The sequence below is a fragment of the Solihabitans fulvus genome (assembly GCF_008386585.1).
Lineage (GTDB): Bacteria > Actinomycetota > Actinomycetes > Mycobacteriales > Pseudonocardiaceae > Solihabitans > Solihabitans fulvus.
The window spans coordinates 55434-76889 of record NZ_VUOB01000048.1; the positions used below are offsets into that span (position 1 = coordinate 55434).

Genomic DNA, 21456 nt, shown 5'->3' on the forward strand with positions numbered 1-21456 from the left:
ACCGAGGAAGGTCCACGCGGTCCGCCTCGGGGATTACGGTTGGCCCCGTGGACGCCAGGGAAGACGAAGTCACCCGCAGTGTGCCGAGGCTGTTGCGTACCAGTGCCGCCGTGAGCTGGCGTTTCGTCGTGGTGATCGCCGGCCTCTACGTGGTGGTCCAGGCCGTCAGCTACCTGGCTCCCGTGGTGATCCCGGTGGCCATCGCGCTGCTGCTCGCCGCGCTGCTGTCGCCGGCGATCGCCCGCCTGGTGGCGTGGCGGGTGCCAAGGGGCGTCGCGACCGCCGTGGTGCTGATCGGCGGGCTCGCGGTGGTCGGCGGCGTGCTGACGTTCGTGATCACCGAGTTCTCCAACGGCCTCCCGCAGCTGTCCCAGCAGGTGAACAAGAGCCTCGACGCGATCAGGACCTGGCTGCGCGACGACATGCACGTCAACCAGCAGCAGATCCAGGACTTCTTCGGCAGGATCGTCGACACGCTCAAGAACAACCAGGCCGAGATCACCTCCGGCGCGCTGAGCACCGTCGCGACCGTCGGCGAGCTGCTCACCGGCTTCCTGCTGATGCTGTTCACGCTGATCTTCTTCCTGCACGACGGCGACGGCATCTGGCGGTTCCTGACCCGCGCGGTGCCGGTCGACGTGCGCGACCGCGTCGACGTCGCCGGGCGGCGCGGGTTCGCCTCGCTGGTCAGCTACGTGCGGGCCACCGCGGCCGTCGCCGTCGTCGACGCGGTGGGCATCGGCATCGGGCTGTGGATCATCGGCGTGCCGCTGGTGGTGCCGCTGGCCGCGCTGGTGTTCCTCGGCGCGTTCATCCCGATCATCGGTGCGGTCCTCACCGGCGCGGTCGCGGTGCTGATCGCGCTGGTGGCCAACGGCGTGGTGCCGGCGCTGGTCGTGCTCGCGGTGCTGATCGGCGTGATGCAGCTGGAGAGCCACGTGCTCCAGCCGCTGCTGCTGGGCCGCGCGGTCAAGCTGCACCCGCTCGCGGTGGTGCTGTCCATCGCGGCGGGCCTGCTCGCCGGCGGGATCGCGGGCGCGCTGCTCGCGGTGCCGCTGCTCGCCGTCCTCAACTCCGGGGTGCGGTCGCTGCTGAGCAACTCGGACTCACAGGTGCGACCGTCCGAAGTGGACGCCACCGCGGCCGCCGAGGCTGGCCCAGCAGAATCTGGCCAAGCGAAATCCGGCCAAGCAGAATCCGGTTCTGCTGACGCGACGCCGGCCGGCTGAGGTTCAGGCCATCTCCACCAGGTTGCGGCCAAATCCCTTGGCCGCCAACAGGGCCGCGTCCGCCGTCACCAACAGGTCGGACAGCTCGTAGCCGTACCGGCTCGACGTGGCGACGCCGATGCTGACGGTGAGCCCGGTCAGCTCGTGCTGGTTGTTGTCCGCGCCCCTGGTCGGCACCCGCAGCGCGGCGACGGCCCGCCGCACTCGCTGGGCGACCGACTCGGCCTCGTCGGGCTCGGCGTCGGGCAGCAGCACCACGAACTCCTCGCCGCCGAACCGCCCGACCAGGTCGCCCCTGCGCACGGTGCCGCGCAGCAGCAGCGCGACGGCGCCGAGCACCGCGTCCCCGGCGAGATGTCCGATCTGGTCGTTGACCCGCTTGAAGTGGTCGAGGTCGAGCAGCATCACGGCCATCGGCAAGTGGTGCCGCCGCGCCTTGGCCAGCTCGTAGCGCGCCCTGGTGTCCCAGTGCACCGCGTTGGCCAGTCCCGTCTTGGCGTCGCGCTGGGCGGACCGCCGCCACTGCGGCAGCTGCGACGCGCGTTCGAGCAGCGCCATCGGCGGCGCGGCGAGCAGCGCGTGCACGGGGTTGGCCAGGGTCACGCAGCCCATCAGGCCGCCGATGCTGGTCGCCACGACGCCGAGCACCACGTCGATCGGCTCGCCGAAGGTGTCCTCGCGTTCGGCGTGCGGGCGGCGCAGCCGCAGCCCGAGCGCGACCAGCGCGGCGCGGCAGATCAGCAGCACGGTGCCGCCCAGCACGAGGGTGAGCAGATCCAGCCTCGGCGTGTTCCAACCGACGGACAGCCGGGCGGCGAAGGTCGCCAGCGTGGTCGCCGACAGCGTGAACACCCAGCGGTGCGACTCCGGCCGCGCGGCGAGGACGCCGTGCAGCGCAGGCCCGAACAGCAGCAGCACCAACAGGTTCACCGGCAGCGCGACGATGCCGGCGGTCAGGTAGCACAGGTGCGTCGCCCACGGGTTGCGCTGCGGCTCGCCGAGCCGCTGGCTCAGCGCCGTGGTGCTGATGATCACCGCGCCGGCGGTGCTCGCGATCGTCGCGAACCGCGCGATCTCCGCCGCGTGCGGCTGCGGCGACACGGAGATGACGTAGCTGACCAGGCCGAGGGAGCACGCGTCGACCGCCAGCCAGTACAGCAGCGCCGGCCGTCGCAACGTCCACAATGGCCAGTTGCGCACTCTGCCCTCCCCCCGCACGGGAGTGCCCCGAGAAGAAGACTCGGTGCCACACCGTGACCGCCCCCAGTCACGTGTTGTCGGACCCGGCTGAGCCTTGCACATCGGACCGGTGGGCAGAAGACGGCCACCTGGGGGTTAGCTGGCAGTCCTGGACCGGGCAGGATGACCCCGGAAGGGAGCGCACCGTGCAGCAACACCCAGCCGTTCCGGGGACGACGGGAATGGAGGACCCCGCAACGCCGCTGTGGCGGGGCACCGTCGTGCTACGGATCGTGACCTTCCTGTTCGCGGTCGTGGCGATCGTGGTGAACCACAACGGCTACCAGCGGCCGACGCTCGCGTGGCTCGTGCTCGCCGCGATGGGGGTGTGGTCGGTGCTGACCGTGCTCGGCTACAGCGGCGACTGGGGCAGGCGGCGCTGGCTGGTCGCCGCGGACGTCGTGGTCGCGTGCGGGCTGATGAGCACCTCGACGCTGATCCTGTCCGACGAGCAGTTCCTCCGCTCGGTGCCGCTGATCACCACGGTGTGGGCCTGCGAGCCCGCAGTGGCCGCCGGCACGCTGGCCGGTCCCGCCGCCGGCGCGGTCTCCGGCGGGCTGCTCGCGCTGTTCACCTACCTCAACCGAGGCGAGATGAGCGTCGACGTCGCGCGCGACGCGGTCCTGTTGACCGGCGCCGGATTCCTGGTTGGCATGGCCGCGAAGATGGCGCGGATCTCCTCGGCGCGGCTGGCGCAGGCGCTGCGGGCCGAGGCGGCAACGGCCGAGCGGGAGCGGCTGGCCAGGTCCATTCACGACGGCGTGCTCCAGGTGTTGGCCAGGGTGCGCAAGCGCGGCATGGAGGTGGGCGGCGAGGCCGCCGAGCTCGCCGCGCTGGCCGGCGAGCAGGAGGTCGCGCTGCGCGCCCTGGTCGCGGCGGCGCCGTCGGAGTCCACGGTGGACGGTGAGGTCGACCTGCGGCCGGCCATCCAGTTGCTCGCCACACCGAGGACGCAGATCTCCACGCCGGCGACCCAGGTGATGCTGCCGGCGCAGATCGCGGTCGAGCTCACCTCGGTCGTCCGGGAGGCACTGTCCAATGTGGCCGAGCACGCCGGCCCGACGGCGCGGGCGTGGGTGCTGGTCGAGGACCTCGGCGACGAGGTGGTGCTCAGCGTCCGCGACGATGGTCCCGGCATTCCGGCCGGCCGCATCGACGCGGCGGCGGAGGAGGGCCGGATGGGCATCGCGCAGTCGATCAGGGGCAGGGTGGCCAGCCTCGGCGGCACCCTCGAGTTGCAGACCGGCCCGGGGGAGGGCACGGAGTGGGAGCTGCGGGTGGCCCGTCCCGGCCAGGGGAAGAAGAAGTCTGGAAACGAGAAGGGGGCCCGGTGACCGAGCAACGTGTGTCGGTGATGGTCGTCGACGACCATCCGCTGTGGCGGGACGGCGTGGCGCGGGACCTGGCCGAGCGCGGCTTCGAGGTGGTGGCCACGGCGGGCGACGCCGAGGCCGCCGTCCGCATCGCCAGGGCCGTGCGGCCGAACGTGGTGCTGATGGACCTCAACCTCGGCACGGTGTCCGGGGTGGACGCCACCCTGCGGATCACCGGCGAGCTGCCGGGGACCAGGGTGCTGGTGCTGTCCGCGAGCGGGGAGCACAGCGACGTGCTCGAGGCGGTGAAGGCGGGCGCGTCGGGTTATCTGGTGAAGTCCGCCTCGGCGGAGGAGCTGGTTGAGGCGGTGCGCAGGACGGCGGCCGGGGACGCGGTGTTCACGGCGGGGCTGGCCGGGCTGGTGCTAGGGGAGTACCGGCGGATGGCGGCGGCGCCGGACGACACGGACTCCGCGCCGCAGCTGACCGAGCGGGAGACCGAGGTGCTGCGGCTGGTCGCCAAGGGGCTGACCGCGCGGCAGATCGCCACGCGGCTGGTGATCTCGCACCGGACCGTGGAGAACCACGTGCAGTCCACGCTGCGCAAGCTCCAGCTGCACAATCGGGTGGAGTTGGCCCGCTACGCCATCGAACACGGCCTCGATCAGGAGCCGGAGGCCTGATCAGCGGGCCGGGCCGCGCTGTGAAGGTAAGCTAACAAAGTATTTCAGCAACTCCTGATGGACTGAACAAGGCTGGACCCTGGACACTGCGTGCGACACGGTGGGCATCGACGCCACCGGGAGCGGAGGAGCAGTGAAGGCGCTGGTCAAAGGGTCGGCGGGCCCCGGCCTCGAACTCACCGAGGTGCCCGACCCACGCCCCGGCCCCGGCGACGTGCTCCTGCGCGTGCTGCGCACCGGGATCTGCGGCACCGACCTGCACATCGACTCCTGGGACGACTGGGCCGCCAGGACGATCAAGACTCCGCTGGTCGTCGGGCACGAGTTCGTCGGCGAGGTCGTCGAGGTCGGCGCGGCCGTGACCGGCGTGCGCGTCGGCGACCTGGTCAGCGGCGAGGGCCACCTGGTCTGCGGTTCCTGCCGCAACTGCAAGGCGGGCCGCCGGCACCTGTGCGCCAACACCAGGGGACTCGGCGTGCACGTCGACGGCGCGTTCGCCGAGTACGCGGTGCTGCCGGAGCAGAACGCCTGGGTGCACCGCACCGAGGTCGACCTCGACGTGGCCGCGATCTTCGACCCGTTCGGCAACGCCGTGCACACCGCGCTGTCCTTCCCGGTGCTCGGCGAGGACGTGCTGATCACCGGGGCCGGCCCGATCGGCATCATGGCCGCCGCCGTGGCCAGGCACGCCGGCGCGCGCAACGTGGTCATCACCGACGTCAGCGAGCCGAGGCTGGAGCTGGCCCGCAAGGTCGGCGTCGACCTCGCGCTGGACGTGCGGACGTCCTCGGTCGCCGACGCGCAGGCCGCGCTCGGCATGTCCGAGGGCTTCGACGTCGGCATGGAGCTGTCCGGCCAGCCAAGCGCGCTGCGCGAGATGATCGCGAACATGGCGCACGGCGGCCGGATCGCGATGCTCGGGCTGCCCGCCGACGAGTTCCCGGTCGACTGGAGCAGCGTCGTACTCAAGATGATCACCATCAAGGGCATCTACGGCAGGGAGATGTTCGAGACCTGGTACTCGATGTCGGTGCTGTTGCAGCGCGGCCTCGACCTCGCCCCGGTGATCACCGACCGGTTCCACTACACGGAGTACCAGCAGGCGTTCGCCACCGCGCGCGAAGGCCGCTGCGGCAAGGTCATTCTCGACTGGACGGAGAGGTAGACGATGTTCGGGGCGATGCGGGAGGACCTGCGGACCGGGCTCGACGAGATCAGGGCGGCCGGCCTGTACAAGGCGGAGCGCGTCATCGCGAGCCCGCAGGCCGCCACCGTCCGGGTCGGCGACGGCAGCCAGGTGCTGAACTTCTGCGCCAACAACTACCTCGGCCTCGCCGACCACCCCACGCTGGTGGCCGCCGCCAAGAGCGCCCTGGACGAGTGGGGCTTCGGCATGGCCTCGGTGCGGTTCATCTGCGGAACGCAGGCGCCGCACAAGGCGTTGGAGGCGCGGCTGTCGGAGTTCCTCGGCACCGAGGACACGATCCTGTACAGCTCCTGCTTCGACGCGAACGGCGGGCTGTTCGAGACGCTGCTCGGCGAGCAGGACGCGGTGATCTCCGACGAGCTCAACCACGCGTCGATCATCGACGGGGTGCGGCTGTGCAAGGCGCGCCGGTTCCGCTACCGCAACCGGGACATGGCCGACCTGGAGCAGCAGCTCAAGGACGCCGCCGACGCGCGCTACCGGCTGATCGCCACCGACGGCGTGTTCTCCATGGATGGCTACCTCGCGCCGCTCGACGAGATCTGCGACCTCGCTGAGCGCTACGACGCCCTGGTGATGGTCGACGACTCGCACGCCGTCGGCTTCACCGGCCCGACCGGGCGCGGCACGCCGGAGCTGTTCGGCGTCACCGACCGGGTCGACGTGCTGACCGGCACGCTTGGCAAGGCGCTCGGCGGCGCGAGCGGCGGGTACGTGTCGGGGCGCGCGGAGATCGTGGCGATGCTGCGGCAGCGGTCGCGGCCCTACCTGTTCTCCAACTCGCTGGCCCCGTCGATCACGGCGGCCACGCTCGCCTGCCTCGAACTGCTCAGCTCGTCCGGCGAGCTGCTCGAGCGGCTGCGCGCGAACACCGAGCTGTTCCGCACGCGGATGACCGAGGCTGGGTTCGACCTGCCGCCCGGCCAGCACCCGATCATCCCCGTGATGATCGGCGACGCCGCGAAGGCCGCCAGGATGGCCGACCTGCTGCTGGAGCAGGGCATCTACGTGATCGGCTTCTCCTACCCGGTGGTGCCGCACGGCAAGGCGCGGATCCGCACCCAGATGTCGGCGGCGCACTCGACCGAGGACGTCAACCGCGCGGTCGACGCGTTCGTCGTGGCACGGGACAAAATGGCCGAGTGATCGACCCACGACGGCTGAAGGTGCTGCGCGCGCTCGCCGACCACGGCACCGTGACCTCGGCAGGGCACGCGCTGCACCTCACGCCGTCCGCAGTGTCCCAACAGCTCGCCGCGCTGGAGGCCGAGACCGGCCAGGAACTGTTGCGCCGCAAGGGAAGGCGAGTGTCGCTGACCCCGGCTGGCGAGCTGCTGCTCGGCCACGCCAACGCGGTGCTCGCCGAACTGGAACGCGCCGAGGCGAGCCTCGCGGGCTACTCGGCCGGCACCGCGGGACGGGTCGAGGTGGCGTCGTTCGCCTCGGCGATCACCCTGGTCGTGGCGCCGGCCGTCGCCGCCCTTCGCCGGACCGCGCCGGATGTGACCGTGCTGGTGCGGGACGCGGAGGGCCACGCGAGCCTGCCGATGCTGCTGGACGGCGAGATCGACGTCGCCGTGACCATGGAGTACCGGTCCTCGCCGCGCGCCGACGACCAGCGGCTGGCCATGGACCCGCTGTACGCGGAGCCGTTCGACCTGGTGCTCCCGCCGGACCACCGACTCGCCGCGCTGGCGGAGGTCGACGTGCGGGACCTGGTCGACGACGACTGGGTCGCGCCGCTGCCCGGCAACCCCTGCCGCGACATCGCGCTGCTCGCCTGCGAGAACGCCGGCTTCCAGCCGAGGATCAGGCACACCTCGGACGACTTCCGCGCGGTCGCCGCGCTGGTCGCGGCAGGTGCGGGCGTGGCGCTGGTGCCCAGGACGGCGCTGCGCGACGCGCGCGCGGTGGTGCGCCCGGTGGCCGGCCAGTCGCCGACGCGGCGGGTGTTCGCGGCGGTGCGGCAGGGCAGCGAGCGGCATCCGCTGGTGGGAGCGGTGCGGCAGGCGCTGCGCGAGGCGGCCGACGCGCACCGCGAGTCCTAGGCCAGGTCCCGCGCCGATCGGCAGTTGAGGCCGCCTGCGCTGCGCGGTACAACGGACCTCGTGCACAACGAGCTGACCGGGGACGTGCACGGGTTCGTGCTTCAGGCCAGGGATGTCCACGTGCACGCGCCCGAGGTGACCGCGCTCGCTGGGCTGCCGCCGGTCGACGCGGGATTCACCGGCCGAACGGCAGAGCTCGCGCTGGTCGCCGAGGCGCTGCGCTCGCCCCGCCCGGTCGTGGTGTCCACCGTCATGGGCCTGGCCGGCGTCGGCAAGACCACGTTGGCGATCAGGGCGGCGCACGACGCCGTCGAGGCGAGCCTGTTCCCCGGCGGCGTGCTGTTCATGGACCTCCAGGGTTACTCGCCCCAGCTGCGGGTCGAGCCGCAGACGGCTCTCTCGATCTTCCTGCACGCGCTCGGTGTTCCCGTCGGGCAGATACCTGCCGAGCAGGCGGCCCGCGAGGCGCTCTACCGCACGAAGCTGAGTGAACGGGCCGCGCCGGTGCTGATCGTGCTGGACAACGCGTCGTCATCCGACCAGGTCAGACCGTTGCTGCCGCCCGGGGTGACACACCGAGTGCTGGTCACCAGCAGGCACACCCTCGGCGAGTTGCAGGGCTCGCGGAGGATCCCGCTCGACGTGCTCTCCGACGTCGACTCGGTGGCGATGCTGGACACCGTGCTGAGGGCCGCAGACCCGGCCGACCAACGGATAGCTGCCGACACCGAGGCGGCGCGGGAGATTGCCGAGCTGTGCGGGCGACTTCCGTTGGCGCTGGGCATCGTCGCGGCGCTGCTGTCCGACGACCCTCGGCAGCCGTTGACCGAGGTGGCCGCGTCGCTGCGCGAGGCGACGACGCGGCTCGGCGAGCTGAGCTACCACGAGAATCTCGCCGTGCGCGCGGCGTTCGACCTGTCGCACGCTCGCCTCGGCGCCGAGGAGGCGCGGCTGTTCCGACTGCTGTCGCTCAACCCCGGCCGGCAGGTGAGCGCGGAGGCGGCCGCCGCGGTGATCGACCTGTCGCCGCGCGAGACCAGAAAGCTGCTCGACGGACTGTGCCGCGCGCACATGATCGAGCACGGCGAGCCGCACGGCTGGTTCCGGTTCCACGATCTGTTGCGGTTGTATGCGGCGGACCGTGCCGCGGAGGAGGAGTCGGCGGCCGGCCGTCGAGCCGCCACCGCCCGCCTGATCGACTTCTACATCGACGCGACGGAGCTCACGAAGCTGCGGCGGCCGTCGGTCGAGACCCGTGGGCAGGCCTACGCATGGCTGGGGACAGAGCGGGCCAATCTGATCGGCGCCGTCGCGCTCGCCCATCAGCAGGGGCACCACGATCGGGTGCTGAAGCTCGCCTTCGCGATGGGCACGTTCCTGTTCTATCGCCGCCGCCACGGGGCGGACGGGCTCGCGGCCTACGAGCTGGCCCTCGACGCCGCGGTGCGTCTGGGCGACCGGGTCAGCGAGGCCAGGGCGCTGCGCGGGCTCGGCCGAATCCATCGCGCGATGGACGACTACCCGGCCGCGTGGGAACGGTTCGACGCCGCCGCGGCCGTCAGCCAGGCTCTCGGCGACCACCGGGGGCAGGCGCGGGCCCTGCACAACCTCGGCTCACTCGCCCGGCGCAGCAACGACTTCCGCTCCGCGTGGCAGCAGTATCGGCGGGCGCTGGACGGGTACCTCGCGGCGGGCGACCGGGTCGGCGAGGCACAGATCTACTTCAGCATGGGCCTGCTGGCCCGCAGCCAGGACAACGCGGACCTGGCCGTCACCCACTATCGGGCCACCATCGAGATCTGCGGCCAGATCGGTCTGCACGATCTGGCGGGCCGGGCGCACAAACGGCTCGGGGTGCTGGCACTGGACCTCGGCGACCTGCCGGCCGCGCGCGACCATCTTGAGGCAGCCTTCACGACGCTCACGGCTGGCGGAGAGCACGCTCGGGCCGAGCGCGTCCTCCTCCTGCTGCGGAAACTCCGGAGCCCCGGATAGGCGGTGCGGTCAGAGGGCGGCGCGGGCGGCGAGCTTGGCGGCCTTCGGGTTGGCGGCGGCCAGCGCGCCGCGGGCGGCCAGCTGACACTGGTCGTACTTCACCTTGGCCAGTTTCGCGCCGACTCCCGTGAGCGCGGCGGCGTTCATGGACAGGCTGGACACGCCGAGGCCGGCCAGCACGCAGGCGAGGTCCGGATCGGCGGCGGCCTCCCCGCACACTCCCGCCGGCTTGCCGGCCGCCGTGGCCGCCTCGCCGACCAGCGCCACCAGGCGCAGCAGGGCCGGCTGCCACGGGTCGTTGAGCGCGGCCACCGCACCGACCTGACGGTCGGCGGCGAACACGTACTGCGCGAGGTCGTTGGTGCCGAGGCTGACGAAGTCCACCACCTCGAACACCTCGCGCGCGGTCAGCGCGGCGGCCGGGATCTCGATCATGACGCCGGCGCGCGCGATGCCGGCGGCGCGGGCACGCTTGACGAACCAGTCGGCCTCGGCGGCGGTGGCCACCATCGGGGCCATCACGGAGACCTGGGCGCCGGTGTCGGTTGCGGCCTCGGCGATCGCGGCGAGCTGCCGGTCGAGCACCTCGGGCCGGTCGAAGGCGACGCGCAGGCCCCGGACGCCGAGCGCGGGGTTCGGCTCGGGTTCGGGGTTCAGGAAGCTCAGCGGCTTGTCGGCGCCGGCGTCCAGGGTGCGGACCACGACCGGCTTGCCGGCGAACGGCGCGAGCACCGCCGCGTAGCCGGCGCGCTGCTCGGCGACCGTGGGCTCCTCGGTCGCCGACAGGTAGCTGAACTCGGTGCGGAACAGCCCGACACCCTCCGCGCCAGAGGCTGCGGCGGCCTTGGCGTCCTCCGGGGTGCCGACGTTGCCGAGCACCTTCACCCGGTAGCCGTCCGCGGTGACGCCGGTGCCGTTCCACTCCGCGCGGCCGGTGGACTCTGCGGCACGAACCTCCACCGTGCCGGTCCGCGCCTCGACCTCGCCGGTGTCGCCGTCGACCACGAGGCCGGCGACGTCGCCGAGGTCCAGCACGCCACGGCAGGCCACGACGGCCGGGATCCCCAGTGAGCGGGCCAGAATCGCGGTGTGGCTGGTCGGGCCGCCCTCCTCGGTGACCAGCGCGAGCACCTTGCTCGGGTCAAGGCCCGCGGTGTCGGCGGGGGCGAGGTCGCGGGCGACCAGCACGCTCGGGCCGGACAGCTCGGGCACGCCGGGCGGCGCCACGCCGAGCAGCTCGGCGACCAGTCGGTCACGCACGTCGCGAACGTCGCGGACCCGCTCGGCCATGTACCCGCCCGCGGCCTCGAGTGCGGTGATGAACCCGCCGGCGGCCTGGTAGACGGCCCTCGGCGCGGGCAGCGAGCTGCCGGTGACCAGCTGCTCCGCCTGACCGACCAGGGCGGGGTCGGCCGCCATCATGGCGGTGGTCTCCAGCACGGCCTTGGCCTCGCCCTTGGCGGCCTCGGCGCGCTCGCGCAGCCTGGCGGCGACGACGGCGGCGGCCGGACCGATGCGGCTGGCCTCGTCGGTCGGGTCGGTTGGCTCGGGGGTGGCCGGGGGCTCGGGCAGGGCCTCGGCCACGAAGACGACGGGACCGGATGCCCGGCCGGGGCTCACACCAACGCCGCTGAGTCGCGCGCTCGACATGGTCTAGACCATACCCTTCGGCTCGCCTGGTGGTCCGATGGTAGGGACGACACGCCTTGGCGGCTCGCCGAGCGAGTCAGTTCTTGGCGAGGGCGCGGAGGGTGACGCGCTGGTCGAACCAGAGCAGGGTCACGGTGATCGCGCCCATGCCGACCGCGAAGGCGACGTGCGCGGCGGTCGACTCCATCGCCAGGCCCAGCGCGCCGAGCCCGGCGTGCACGGCGAAGCGCAGGGCCAGCAGGCCGATCGCGAGCATCCTGGTCTTGCGGCCCTTCCACAGCGCCTTCAGCAGCTTGAGCCTGCTGCGCATGACCGTCAGCGACACCAGCAGGTTCGTCGCGCCGAGCACCACCAGCACCGGCCACGCGGCCGGGAACGCCTTGAGGATGTCGAAGGAGCTGGTCAGCACGCCCTCGAAGCCGAAGTACCAGGCCGGCATCCCCTGGATCGGCTGCGCAGCCGCCGGAACCGTGGTCGACGCGTCGGGGGTGGTGGTGGGCCGCATCGCGAATGCCGTGGTCATCTCTGCCGCCTTGGTCTTGGTCGTTCCTGCCTGACAAGAACAATCTTGGGTCCGACCCAGCGAGTCAGGAGAGATCGACTGTCACGACCCCGGCCTGACAAATGTCACGAGCGGCTTGAACCTCACGCCACGTGAGGTCCTACGGTCGGTGTCGTGATCGGGAACGAGGGCGCTGACCAGCGTCGATGGAGCGTCGGCGAGCTAGCCAGGGCGTCAGGGCTGACCGTGCGGGCGCTGCACCACTACGACGAGATCGGGCTGGTGGTGCCGAGCGAGCGCACGCACGCCGGGCACCGCCGCTATACCGAGGTGGACGTCCGGCGGCTGTACCGGGTGCGCGCGCTGCGCTCGCTCGGGTTGCCCCTGGAAGAGATCGGGGAGGTGCTCGGCGGCGCGGAGGACTGGGAAGCCGTCCGCGACCTGCTGGCCAACCAGCTCACCCAGCTCGACGCGGAGGCCAGTCGGGTGGAGAACCTGCGCGCGCAGGTCAGGGGCCTGCTAGCCCGGCTGGACAGTTCCGTGATGCCCGATTCGACCGAATTTCTCAACCTGTTGGAGACCATGATGACGATCGAGAGCTACTACACCCCGGAGCAGCAGGAGTACCTGGCCAAGCGGCGCGACGAGCTGGGCGAGGAGGGCCTCAAGCAGGGTCAGCAGGCCTGGGTCGAGGTGATCGCCGGGTTCACCGAGCACCAGCGGGCCGGCACCCCGGTCGAGGACCCCGAGGTGCGCGCGCTGGCCCAGCGCTGGGCCGACCTGGTCGCCGCCATGCACGGCGGCAACGAGGGCGTGCGGGAGTCGATGAACAAGCTCTACCGGGAGCGCAGGGCCGAGCTGAACCCGTCGCTCAGCGACGAGCTGAACGACTACGTGCGCGCCGCGATGCAGGCTGGCGGGATCTCGAGCTGATCGGGCCGGAAAACGCGGGGCCCCTTCGGGGGGACGAAGGGGCCCCGCCGCCAGATGGTCACGAAGGTCGCCGGCGCGGCGACGGTCAGAACGGCACGCCGCAGCGCAGCAGCACGTTGGCGTAGGGCGTGGCCTCGCCGGTCCGCACGACCAGCTTCGCGCCGGCCACCCGGTGCTTGAGCTCGTCGTGCGAGATCCGCCGCAGGACGGGCAGCCTGGCCTCGATCGCGGCCGCGCACGCCGGGTTGGCGTCGTCGACCTCGGCGGCGACGACCGCGCCCTCGACCACCAGCTCGGCCAGCAGCCCGTCGAGGACCTGGAGGAACGTCGGCACGCCGAACACGAACGCGAGGTCGACGACGGCGGGCCCCGGCGGGATGGGCAGGCCGCAGTCGGCGACCACCACCTCGTCGGTGTGTCCGAGGGAGGCCAGCGCCGAGCTCAGCCCGGCGTGCAGGATGCCGCCCCGCTTCACGCGACCACCTCGTCGGTGCTCGGATAGGAGGGCTGCGCGCCGTTCCTGGTCACCGAGGTGGCGGCCACCCGCGCCGCGTAGCCGGCCGCCTCGGCCAGCCCGTCGCCCTCGGCGAGGCGCACGGCCAGCGCCCCGGCGAACGCGTCGCCCGCTCCGGTGGTGTCCACCGCGCGCACCGAGGGCGCGGCGACCCGGTGAGCGCCGTCGGCCGTCGCCACCACCGCGCCCCTGGCGCCGAGGGTGATCACGACCGAGCGAGGACCGAGTTCCAGCAGCCGGCCGGCGAGCGTCACCGCGTCGTCGGCCGGGTCCGGCTCGCCGAGCAGCCAGCCGGCCTCGTGCTCGTTGACCACCAGCGGGTCGAGCGCCGCAAGCGTTCGCGCGGACAGCTCGGCCACGGGCGAGAGGTTGACCAGCGGCCGCACCCCGGCCTCGGCCGCGAGCGCGACGGCGTGCTCGACCGAGGCCACCGGGACCTCGAGCGAGCAGACCAGCACGCGCGCGCCGCGCAGCGCCTCGACCGCGGCGTCGACGTCCGAGGACGACACCTGCGCGTTGGCGCCCGGCGAGACGACGATCGAGTTCTCGCCGTCCGGGGTGACCGTGATGTAGGCGATGCCGGTCGGCCGGTCGGCGGTGCGCACCAGCTCGGCGCGCACCCCCGCCCCGCGCAGCGACTCGCGCAGCAGCGCGCCGTACTGGTCGTCGCCGACCGCGCCGAGCAGCGCGACCGACGCGCCGAGCTTCGCGGCGGCGACGGCCGTGTTGGCGCCCTTGCCGCCGGGAAGCACGACGGTGTCCGCGCCGAGCACGGTCTCCCCGCCGCCCGGCCGCCGGTCGACCGCGACCACGAGATCGGCGTTCGCCGAGCCGACTACCAGCACCTTTGGTGGAATCACTTCAGAAACTCTGCCACGTTCTTCTTGGTCACGACCTTCACCTCGACGTCGATGACCTTCTGCACCGACTCGCCCTTGGCGGCGTGCACGGCCTGCTCGACGGCCTTGCGGCCCAGCTCCTTGGGCTGCTGCGCGACGGTGGCGGCCATGGTGCCGTCCTGCACGGCCTTGAGCCCGTCCGGCTCGCCGTCGAAGCCGACCACGGCGACGTCCTTGCCGGCCTTGTCGCCGAGCGCCTTGATCGCGCCGAGCGCCATCTCGTCGTTCTCCGCGAACACGCCCTTCACGTCGGGGTGCGCCTGGAGCAGGTTGTTCATCACGTCGAGGCCCTTGGCCCTGTCGAAGTCGGCAGGCTGCTTGGCGACGACCTTGATCGAACCGGAGTTCATGCCCTGCTCGAAGCCGGTGCCCCGGTCCCGGCTCGCCGAGGTGCCCGGCACGCCCTGGAGCTGCACGACGTTGGAGTTCGGCGCGGCCCTGGCCAGCTCGACGGCCGCGAGCGCGCCGCCCTGCACGTTGTCGGAGGCGACCTCGGAGGCGACGGTGCCGCCCTTGATCACGCGGTCGACCGCGATCAGCGGGATCTTGGCCTTCTCGGCGGCCTTGGACGCCGGCAGCGCCTGGTCGGAGTCGACCGGGTTGATGATGATCGCCTTCACGCCCTGGGTGGTGAAGGTCTGCACCTGGTCGACCTGCGCGTCGGACTTGTTCTGCGCGTCCTGCACGACGAGCGTGACGCCGAGCTCCTTGGCCGCGGCCTCGGCGCCTTCCTTGAGCTGCACGAAGTACGGGTTGTTCAGGGTCGACACCGAGAGGCCGATCGTCATGCCGGCCCCGGCCGAGCCACCCGAGCCCCCACCGGAACCACAGGCGGTGGCCAGCGCGAGCGTCGTCACGGACAGCGTGGCGAACGCGGCCCTGCGGGTGAACTTCATGGGTGTGTCCTTCCGAGGTGCTTGGTGGGGAGAGGGGGGAGAAGGTCAACGACCGCGTCGGCGCAGCGTGTCGAGCAACACCGCCAACGCGATCACCACGCCGATCACGACCTGCTGCCAGAACGGTGAGACCTGGAGTTGGTTGAGCCCGTTGCGCAGCACGGCGAGCACGAGCGCGCCGATGAACGTGCCGGACGCCCTGCCGACGCCGCCGGACAGCGACGCGCCGCCGATCACGACCGCGGCGATGGCGTCCAGCTCGTAGCCGGTGGCCGCCTGCGGCCCCGCCGAGGACAGCCGGCCGGCCAGCAGCATGCCGGCGACGGCGGCGAACAGCCCGGACAGCGCGTAGATCACCAGCTTCTGCCTGCGCACGTCGATGCCGGACAGCCGGGCGGCCTCCTCGTTGCCGCCGATGGCGTACATCGCCCTGCCCGAGTAGGTGCGGCCGAGCACGAGCGCGGTGATGCCGAGGAACACGAGCATCACCAGCAGCGGCACCGGCAGGTAGTCGCCGAGGTCGGAGCCGAGGAAGCTGATCACGTCCGGGGTGGCCAGCGGCGTGCCCTGGGACACCACCAGCGTGAGGCCGCGCGCGACGCTGAGCATGGCGAGCGTCGCGATGAACGCCGGCAGCCGCCCGAAACTCACCAGCAGGCCGTTGACCAGGCCGGCGGCCACGCCGGTGAGCAGCCCGAGGCCGAGCGACACCACCTCGGGCAGGCCGGCCTTGCTGGCGCCCCAGGCGCCCATCATCGCGGACAGCGCCGCGACGCTGCCGACCGAGAGGTCGATGCCCCCGGACACGATCACGAACGTCGAGCCGAACGCCAGCACCGCGACCACCGCGGCCTGCACGCCGACGTTGAGCAGGTTCTGCGTGGACAGAAACGTCGGCGCGAGCACGGACAGCGCGATGACGAGCACCACGAGGCCGGCGAGCGCGCCGTTGTCGGAGAGGAACCGGCGCAGGTCGAAGCCGCCGCGCCGCGCGGTCGTGGTGGTGCTGGTCATGCGTTGTTCTCCTTCACGGCCAGGGCCATCACCTGGTCCTGGGTGGCGCCTGCTGAGGACAGCTCGCCGGCCACCCGGCCGTGCGCCATCACGACGATCCGATCGCTCATCCCGATCACCTCCGGCAGGTCGCTGGACACCAGCAGCACCGCCCGGCCTGCCGAGGTCATCCGGTTGATCAGCTCGTAGATCTCGACCTTGGCGCCGACGTCGACGCCCCTGGTCGGCTCGTCGAGCACCAGCACGCGCGGGTCGGCGAGCAGCCACTTGCCGATGGCGACCTTCTGCTGGTTGCCGCCGGACAGCTCGCGCACCGGCTGCTCGATCCCCGAGGTCTTCACCCGCAGCGCGCCCGCCATCTCGCGGGCCTTGGCGGCCTGGCCGCGCCGGTCAACGAAGCCGGCCCGCGTCGCCGCGCGCAGGGTGACCAGGCCGAGGTTCTCGCCGACGCTGGAGGACAGCACCAGCCCCTGGCCTTTTCGGTCCTCCGGCACCAGGCCGAGGCCGGCGCGCATCGCGGCGCGCACGTCCCCGCCGGGCAGCCGCCGGCCGGCGACCTCGACGGTGCCCGAGTCGTACCGGTCGACGCCGAAGGCGGCGCGCACCACCTCGGTGCGACCGGAGCCGACCAGCCCGGCGACGCCGACGACCTCGCCGGCACGCACCTCGAAGGACACCCCGGCGAACGCGCCGTCCCTGGTCAGGCCGTCGACCCTGAGCAGCACCTCGCCGGGCCGCTCCGGCCTTCTCGGATACTGCTCGTCGATGGCGCGGCCGACCATCAGCTCGATCATCGCCGGCACGGTCGCGCCGGCCGGCAGCACGCCGACGCTGCGGCCGTCGCGCAGCACGGTGATCCGGTCGGCGACGCGGCGGATCTCGTCGAGGTGGTGGGTGATGAAGACCAGGCCGACGCCCTGCGCGCGCAGCTCGCCCATGATCTCCAGCAGCCGGTCGGTCTCGGTCTCGGTGAGCACCGCGGTCGGCTCGTCCAGCACCAGCACGCTGGCGTCCAGGTCGAGCGCGCGGGCGATCTCGACCATCTGCTGCTGGGCGATGCCGAGGCTGCGCACGGGCGTGGCCGGGTCGACGCGCAGCCCGACGCGGTCGAGCAGGGCGACGGCGTCCCGGCGCATCCTGGCCCGGTCGACCATGCCGAAGCGGCGCGGCTGGCGGCCCAGGTACAGGTTCTCGGCGACCGACAGGTCGGGCACCAGGGTGAGTTCCTGGTAGATCACGGCGATGCCGCGCGCGCGGGCCTGCTGCGGGGAGCCGAGCCGGACCGGCACGCCGCCGACGACGATCTCGCCGGAGTCCGGCTGGTGCACCCCGGCCAGGACCTTGACCAGGGTGGACTTGCCGGCGCCGTTCTCGCCGAGCAGCACGTGCACCTCGCCGGCGCGGACCTGGAAGTCGACGTCGTCCAGGGCGAGCGCGCCGGTGAACCGCTTGGTGATGCCGGCGACGCGCAACAGCTCGGCCGGTTTCGAACTCACGAGTCCTCCTCGCTGACGCTCGTCGGCCGCGTGCGCACGGCAGTGTTGAATGGTGAGCTCGCACGCTCGCTCACGAGCCCTGCCTCTCCACACGAGCCACGGGACACGAGTCGGGCGGTCAGCCGCACGTCGGCGGGCTGCTCGCCGGCGATGAGCGCAAGCAGGCTGCGGGCCGCCGCGCCGCCCATCGCCACGGTCGGCTGGGCGATGACGGTGATGGGCGGGTCGAGCAGCGGGAACCACGGCTGGTCGTCGTAGACGGCGAGGCCGACGTCCCTCGGCACGACCAGGCCGCGCCCGCGCAGCTCCTCCAGCGCGCCCAGCCCCATCAGGTTGTCCATCGCCACCAGCACGGACGGCCGCTCCGGCAGCGACATCAGCGCGGCGGCCGCGGCCGCGCCGCTCGCCCTGCGGAAGTCGCCGTGCAGCACGTGCTCGGGCCGGGGCCTTCGGCCGAGTTCGGCGAGCGCGGCGGAGAAGGCGTCGAGGCGTTCCCGGCCGGTGCTGGTGTTGGCGGGGCCCGCGATCACGCCGATCCGCTCGTGGCCGGTGGCGACGAGGCTGGCGGCGAGCTCGCGCAGCGCCTCGGTGCCGTCGACGCGCACCACCGGCGCGGTGGAGCCGTCGACGGTGCGGTCGAGCAGCACCAGCGGCACGCCGCTCTCGGTGACCTCGGCGACCCAGCCGCCGTCGTCGGTGGCCGGGCACACCAGCAGGCCGTCCACCCGCCGGTCGAGCAGGGTCCGCACGTAGGTGGCCTGCTGTTCGGCGCTCTCGTCGGCGTTGCCGAACACCACGCAGTAGCCGTGCGCCCGCGCCTCGTCCTCGACGGCCCTGGCGATCTCGGCGAAGAACGGGTTGAGCAGGTCGCTGACGATCAGCCCGAGCGTCTTGGTGCTGTGCATGCGCAGCGAGCGGGCCAGCGCGTTGGGGCGGTAGCCGAGCTCGTCGATCGCGGCGAGCACCCTGGTGCGGGTCTGCTCGGTCGGCGCGGCGTGCCCGTTGAGCACCCTGGAGACCGTCGCGGTGGAGACGCCGGCCCGGTTGGCCACGTCCTTCATGGTCGTCACGTCCGCACACCTCCCTCGATCTCTGAGAACGATTACACAGCCAGTTAATCGAATACATAAGGGGGTAGGTCAAGTAAACCGATACAGAACGCAATCGCTCGAACACGGTAGCGAAGCCAGATCGTCACCGTCGGGTGAGTAGAGATACGGATCCGCGACGGCTCGTTGCTGCGCACGCTGGCGGCATGACCGCAGGACACCCTCCGTCGGACCCCCTCTTACGGCTGGCCGACGAGCTCGCCCAGCTTGGTTCCCGACTCGAACTGGTGAGCGTCGAGCTGCGCAGGTCGCGCCGGGACGGCGCGTCGTCGCCGACGGCCGCTGCCGCGCCGACTCCGCCACCGGTCGTCCAGCCGACCGTCCCGCCGGCGCAGGCCCACCCGAGGCCGCCCGTCCAGCCGACGATTCCGGCCCAGCAGCCCTACCCGGCCATTCAGCCCTACCCGGCCGCGGCCCCCCTGCCCGTCGCGCCGCCGATGGCCCGACCGGTGCCCGTGCCGAACGCGCTGGTCACCGCAGCCGCCAAGGCGGAGCCGGCCAAACAGGACGGACCGGCCGAGGCGGGCGCGGCGGCGTTCGCGGCCTGGAACCCGGTCGGCGACCCCGGCTCGCCGCCACCGCCGCCACCCCCGATCAGGACGCTGTTCGAGCGGCTGAGCAAGGACGGCGCCGGCAGCAGGCTGCTGGCCTGGGTCGGCGGCGCGATCACCCTGCTCGGCGTGGTGCTGCTGCTGATCCTGGCCGTGCAGCGGGGCTACCTCGGCCCGCTGCCCAGGGTGCTCGGCGGCGCGGGGCTCGGCATCGGCCTGATCGGCATCGGCCTGTGGCTGCACCGCTCGCCCGCCGGCCGCACCGGGGCGTTCGCGCTCGCCGCGACCGGGATCGCCGCGCTATACCTCGACTCGGTCGCCGCGACCTCGCTGTACGACTTCCTGCCGGCCTGGGCTGGCCTGGTGCTCGGCCTCGCGGTCGCCGGGGGAGGGCTGCTGCTCGCCGCCCGCTGGGACTCCCAGCTGCTCGGGGTCGGCGTGGTGGTCGCCTGCGCGGTCTGCGCCCCGGTGATCACCGATGGATTCACCCCGCTGCTGGTGGCGTTCCTGCTGGTGCTGCTCGCGGCGACCACCCCGGCGCAGCTGCGCCGCAGCTGGCCGGGCCTCGCCGTGGCGGCCGGCGTTCCGCCGCTGGTCGCCGGCCTGATCGCGGACTTCATGGCCTACAACCATCAGGTGTTGGGCAAGGGCGACCCGCTGCCGACGGCCGGGGCCGCGCTCGCCGCCGCGCTGGTCGGCACGGCCGTCGCGGTGCTCACCGCACGCAGGCGCCCCGAGGACGCGGTGCCGATCGCGCTGCTGGTCGGCGCGCCGGCCCCGGCGCTGGCCGCCGCGCCCGTGCTGGACCGCCCCTACGCCGCCGGGATCGCCGGCGTGGTCGCGCTGCTGACGCTGGCCGTGTGGGTGGCCGGCAGGCGCCGGCTGCCGGCCAGGTTCGTCGCGGTCGCCGGCGCGGTCGCCGGGCTCGCCCTGTTCCAGGCCACCGCGACCGCGCTGGACGGCTCGGCGAGGTCGACGAGCCTGCTCGGCGAGGCCGCCGTGTTCGCGTTCGTCGCGACCAGGCTGCGCACCAAGGGCACGCTGCTGGTGTCGGCGCTGTTCGGCGCGGTGGGCACGGTGCTCGCGCTGGTGCTGGTCGTGCCGCCGGAGCTGCTGTTCGACGCGCCCGGCCCGCACCACCTGGTCGACGGGTCGACGCTGGCGGCCGGGCTGACCAGTTCGCTGATGCTCGCGCTGTTCGCCGTCGCGCTGCCGTGGGCGTCCTACCGGCTCGGCGTGCTGCCAACGCCGGCGACGAACCCGCCGGCGTGGCTGGCGGCCGGGGTCACCGTGCTCTACGGCGCGGCAGGCGCGGTGCTGTGCGCCGCGCTGCTGATCGCGCCGGACCGGGGCGGTTTCCTGGTCGGGCACGTGCTGGTCACGGTGTCCTGGACGGTCGTCGCGCTCGTCCTGCTGCTGCGCGGCATCGATGTGCTACCGCTGCGGGTGTCCGGCCTGGTGCTGGTCGGCGCGGCCGTCGCCAAGCTGGTGCTGTTCGACCTGCGCGAGCTGGACGGGATGGCCAGGGTCGCCGCGTTCCTGTGCGCCGGGCTCATCCTGCTCGCGGCGGGCACCCGCTACGCGCGGCTGGTCGCCGATCGGCGGCTCGCGACAGATTAGGGCCACGTGGCGCCGACGCGCGGGGCGAATCGCACCACGCGCGGGGCGCGCTGGTGGGAAGCTCCACTCTCTGTCCACTTTCAGTCAAGGTGGACAGAGCCCCGGCGCCGGTCGCGTGGCCCCCCGAGCGATCGGCGCCGGGTGCACGGCCGCGCGTGCCGGCGCCCTTCGGCGTCAGCTGCCCGCGTTACCTGCCGGCGTGCAGCTCCGGCAGCAGGTCCGGCGCCTCGGCGGCCACGGCGTCGAGCACCTCGTCGACCGAGGGGTTCACCAGCCAGGCGCCGCCGACGTTGATCGTCGGCACGGTCTCGTTGCCGTCGGCCGCAGCGCGCACGGCCGCCGCCGCCTCGGGGTCCTGCCAGATGTCGCGCTCCCGGTAGGCGAGCCCGGCGCGGCCGAGCCCGCTCCTGAGCCGATCGCAGAAGGGGCAGCCAGGGCGAGCGAACATCACGACCTCGGTCATGACCCCATTGTGCGCCAACGATCCTCGCGGTCGCACCGCCACTGGGCCGGCACGACCGTGATCCGGGCGACACGGGCGGGCCGGGCGCCCCGGGG

General features: G+C 72.8%; 19 protein-coding genes. 9 read left to right on the top strand and 10 right to left on the bottom strand.

Features of this window, described 5'->3' with window-relative positions; translation table 11 throughout:
• Positions 1-47 precede the first annotated feature (47 nt).
• Entirely contained in the window at positions 48-1229 is a 1182-nt protein-coding gene (locus F0L68_RS25905; protein ID WP_149852411.1) for an AI-2E family transporter, read from the top strand.
• A gap of 3 nt (positions 1230-1232) precedes the next feature.
• On the opposite strand, the gene F0L68_RS25910 is transcribed toward F0L68_RS25905, so the two are convergent.
• A complete protein-coding gene (locus F0L68_RS25910; protein ID WP_149852412.1) occupies positions 1233-2429 on the bottom strand; it encodes a GGDEF domain-containing protein in 1197 nt (398 codons plus the stop codon).
• Between the two features lie 221 nt (positions 2430-2650).
• Here F0L68_RS25910 and macS point away from each other — a divergent pair, with 221 nt between their 5' ends.
• The 6 genes from macS to F0L68_RS25940 all read left to right on the top strand — a co-directional run bounded on the left by macS (position 2651) and on the right by F0L68_RS25940 (position 9714).
• A complete protein-coding gene (gene macS / locus F0L68_RS25915) occupies positions 2651-3802 on the top strand; it encodes a MacS family sensor histidine kinase (RefSeq protein WP_149852413.1) in 1152 nt (383 codons plus the stop codon).
• Between the two features lie 20 nt (positions 3803-3822).
• Positions 3823-4464 (top strand): response regulator, encoded by a 642-nt coding sequence (locus tag F0L68_RS25920; protein WP_438672320.1) that lies wholly within the window; start codon positions 3823-3825, stop codon positions 4462-4464.
• A 133-nt stretch (positions 4465-4597) separates the two neighbouring features.
• Positions 4598-5629: an L-threonine 3-dehydrogenase gene (tdh, locus tag F0L68_RS25925; protein ID WP_149852415.1), complete on the top strand. Its 1032-nt coding sequence runs from the start codon at positions 4598-4600 to the stop codon at positions 5627-5629.
• A 3-nt stretch (positions 5630-5632) separates the two neighbouring features.
• Positions 5633-6817 (top strand): glycine C-acetyltransferase, encoded by a 1185-nt coding sequence (locus tag F0L68_RS25930; protein WP_149852416.1) that lies wholly within the window; start codon positions 5633-5635, stop codon positions 6815-6817.
• Complete coding sequence (locus tag F0L68_RS25935; RefSeq protein WP_149852417.1) at positions 6814-7719, top strand: LysR family transcriptional regulator; 906 nt, start codon at positions 6814-6816, stop codon at positions 7717-7719. The genes F0L68_RS25930 and F0L68_RS25935 overlap by 4 nt, the downstream gene beginning before the upstream one ends.
• Before the next feature lie 60 nt (positions 7720-7779).
• Complete coding sequence (locus tag F0L68_RS25940) at positions 7780-9714, top strand: tetratricopeptide repeat protein (RefSeq protein WP_149852418.1); 1935 nt, start codon at positions 7780-7782, stop codon at positions 9712-9714.
• A gap of 9 nt (positions 9715-9723) precedes the next feature.
• Here the strand turns inward: F0L68_RS25940 and ptsP are convergent, their stop codons facing one another.
• Positions 9724-11364, bottom strand: a complete 1641-nt coding sequence (gene ptsP / locus F0L68_RS25945; protein WP_149852419.1) for a phosphoenolpyruvate--protein phosphotransferase — start codon at positions 11362-11364, stop codon at positions 9724-9726.
• A 76-nt stretch (positions 11365-11440) separates the two neighbouring features.
• Positions 11441-11887 (bottom strand): hypothetical protein, encoded by a 447-nt coding sequence (locus tag F0L68_RS25950; RefSeq protein ID WP_223199132.1) that lies wholly within the window; start codon positions 11885-11887, stop codon positions 11441-11443.
• A 153-nt stretch (positions 11888-12040) separates the two neighbouring features.
• Between F0L68_RS25950 and F0L68_RS25955 the strand changes: the two genes are divergently transcribed.
• A complete protein-coding gene (locus F0L68_RS25955; protein ID WP_149852420.1) occupies positions 12041-12799 on the top strand; it encodes a MerR family transcriptional regulator in 759 nt (252 codons plus the stop codon).
• 85 nt (positions 12800-12884) lie between these two features.
• Here the strand turns inward: F0L68_RS25955 and rbsD are convergent, their stop codons facing one another.
• Genes rbsD through F0L68_RS25980 form a run of 6 tightly spaced genes read right to left on the bottom strand, consistent with a single transcriptional unit; the run spans position 12885 to position 18679 of the window.
• A complete protein-coding gene (gene rbsD / locus F0L68_RS25960; RefSeq protein ID WP_149852421.1) occupies positions 12885-13274 on the bottom strand; it encodes a D-ribose pyranase in 390 nt (129 codons plus the stop codon).
• Entirely contained in the window at positions 13271-14170 is a 900-nt protein-coding gene (locus tag F0L68_RS25965; protein ID WP_149852433.1) for a ribokinase, read from the bottom strand. Before F0L68_RS25965 ends, rbsD begins: the two co-directional genes overlap by 4 nt.
• The gene (locus tag F0L68_RS43690) at positions 14170-15108 is read right to left on the bottom strand and encodes a substrate-binding domain-containing protein (RefSeq protein WP_223199133.1); all 939 of its coding nucleotides are present in this window, start codon (positions 15106-15108) and stop codon (positions 14170-14172) included. The genes F0L68_RS25965 and F0L68_RS43690 overlap by 1 nt, the downstream gene beginning before the upstream one ends.
• Positions 15109-15153: 45 nt before the next feature.
• Positions 15154-16122 carry an ABC transporter permease gene (locus F0L68_RS43695; RefSeq protein ID WP_223199134.1) on the bottom strand — a complete coding sequence of 323 codons (969 nt, stop codon included), beginning with the start codon at positions 16120-16122 and terminating at the stop codon, positions 15154-15156.
• The gene (locus tag F0L68_RS25975) at positions 16119-17618 is read right to left on the bottom strand and encodes a sugar ABC transporter ATP-binding protein (protein ID WP_149852422.1); all 1500 of its coding nucleotides are present in this window, start codon (positions 17616-17618) and stop codon (positions 16119-16121) included. Before F0L68_RS25975 ends, F0L68_RS43695 begins: the two co-directional genes overlap by 4 nt.
• Entirely contained in the window at positions 17615-18679 is a 1065-nt protein-coding gene (locus F0L68_RS25980) for a LacI family DNA-binding transcriptional regulator (RefSeq protein ID WP_223199136.1), read from the bottom strand. The genes F0L68_RS25975 and F0L68_RS25980 overlap by 4 nt, the downstream gene beginning before the upstream one ends.
• 194 nt (positions 18680-18873) lie before the next feature.
• On the opposite strand from F0L68_RS25980, the gene F0L68_RS25985 reads away from it, so the two are divergent.
• A complete protein-coding gene (locus F0L68_RS25985; protein WP_149852424.1) occupies positions 18874-20898 on the top strand; it encodes a DUF2339 domain-containing protein in 2025 nt (674 codons plus the stop codon).
• Positions 20899-21085: 187 nt separating this feature from the next.
• On the opposite strand, the gene F0L68_RS25990 is transcribed toward F0L68_RS25985, so the two are convergent.
• Positions 21086-21361 (bottom strand): glutaredoxin family protein, encoded by a 276-nt coding sequence (locus F0L68_RS25990; RefSeq protein ID WP_149852425.1) that lies wholly within the window; start codon positions 21359-21361, stop codon positions 21086-21088.
• Between the last annotated feature and the right edge of the window lie 95 nt (positions 21362-21456).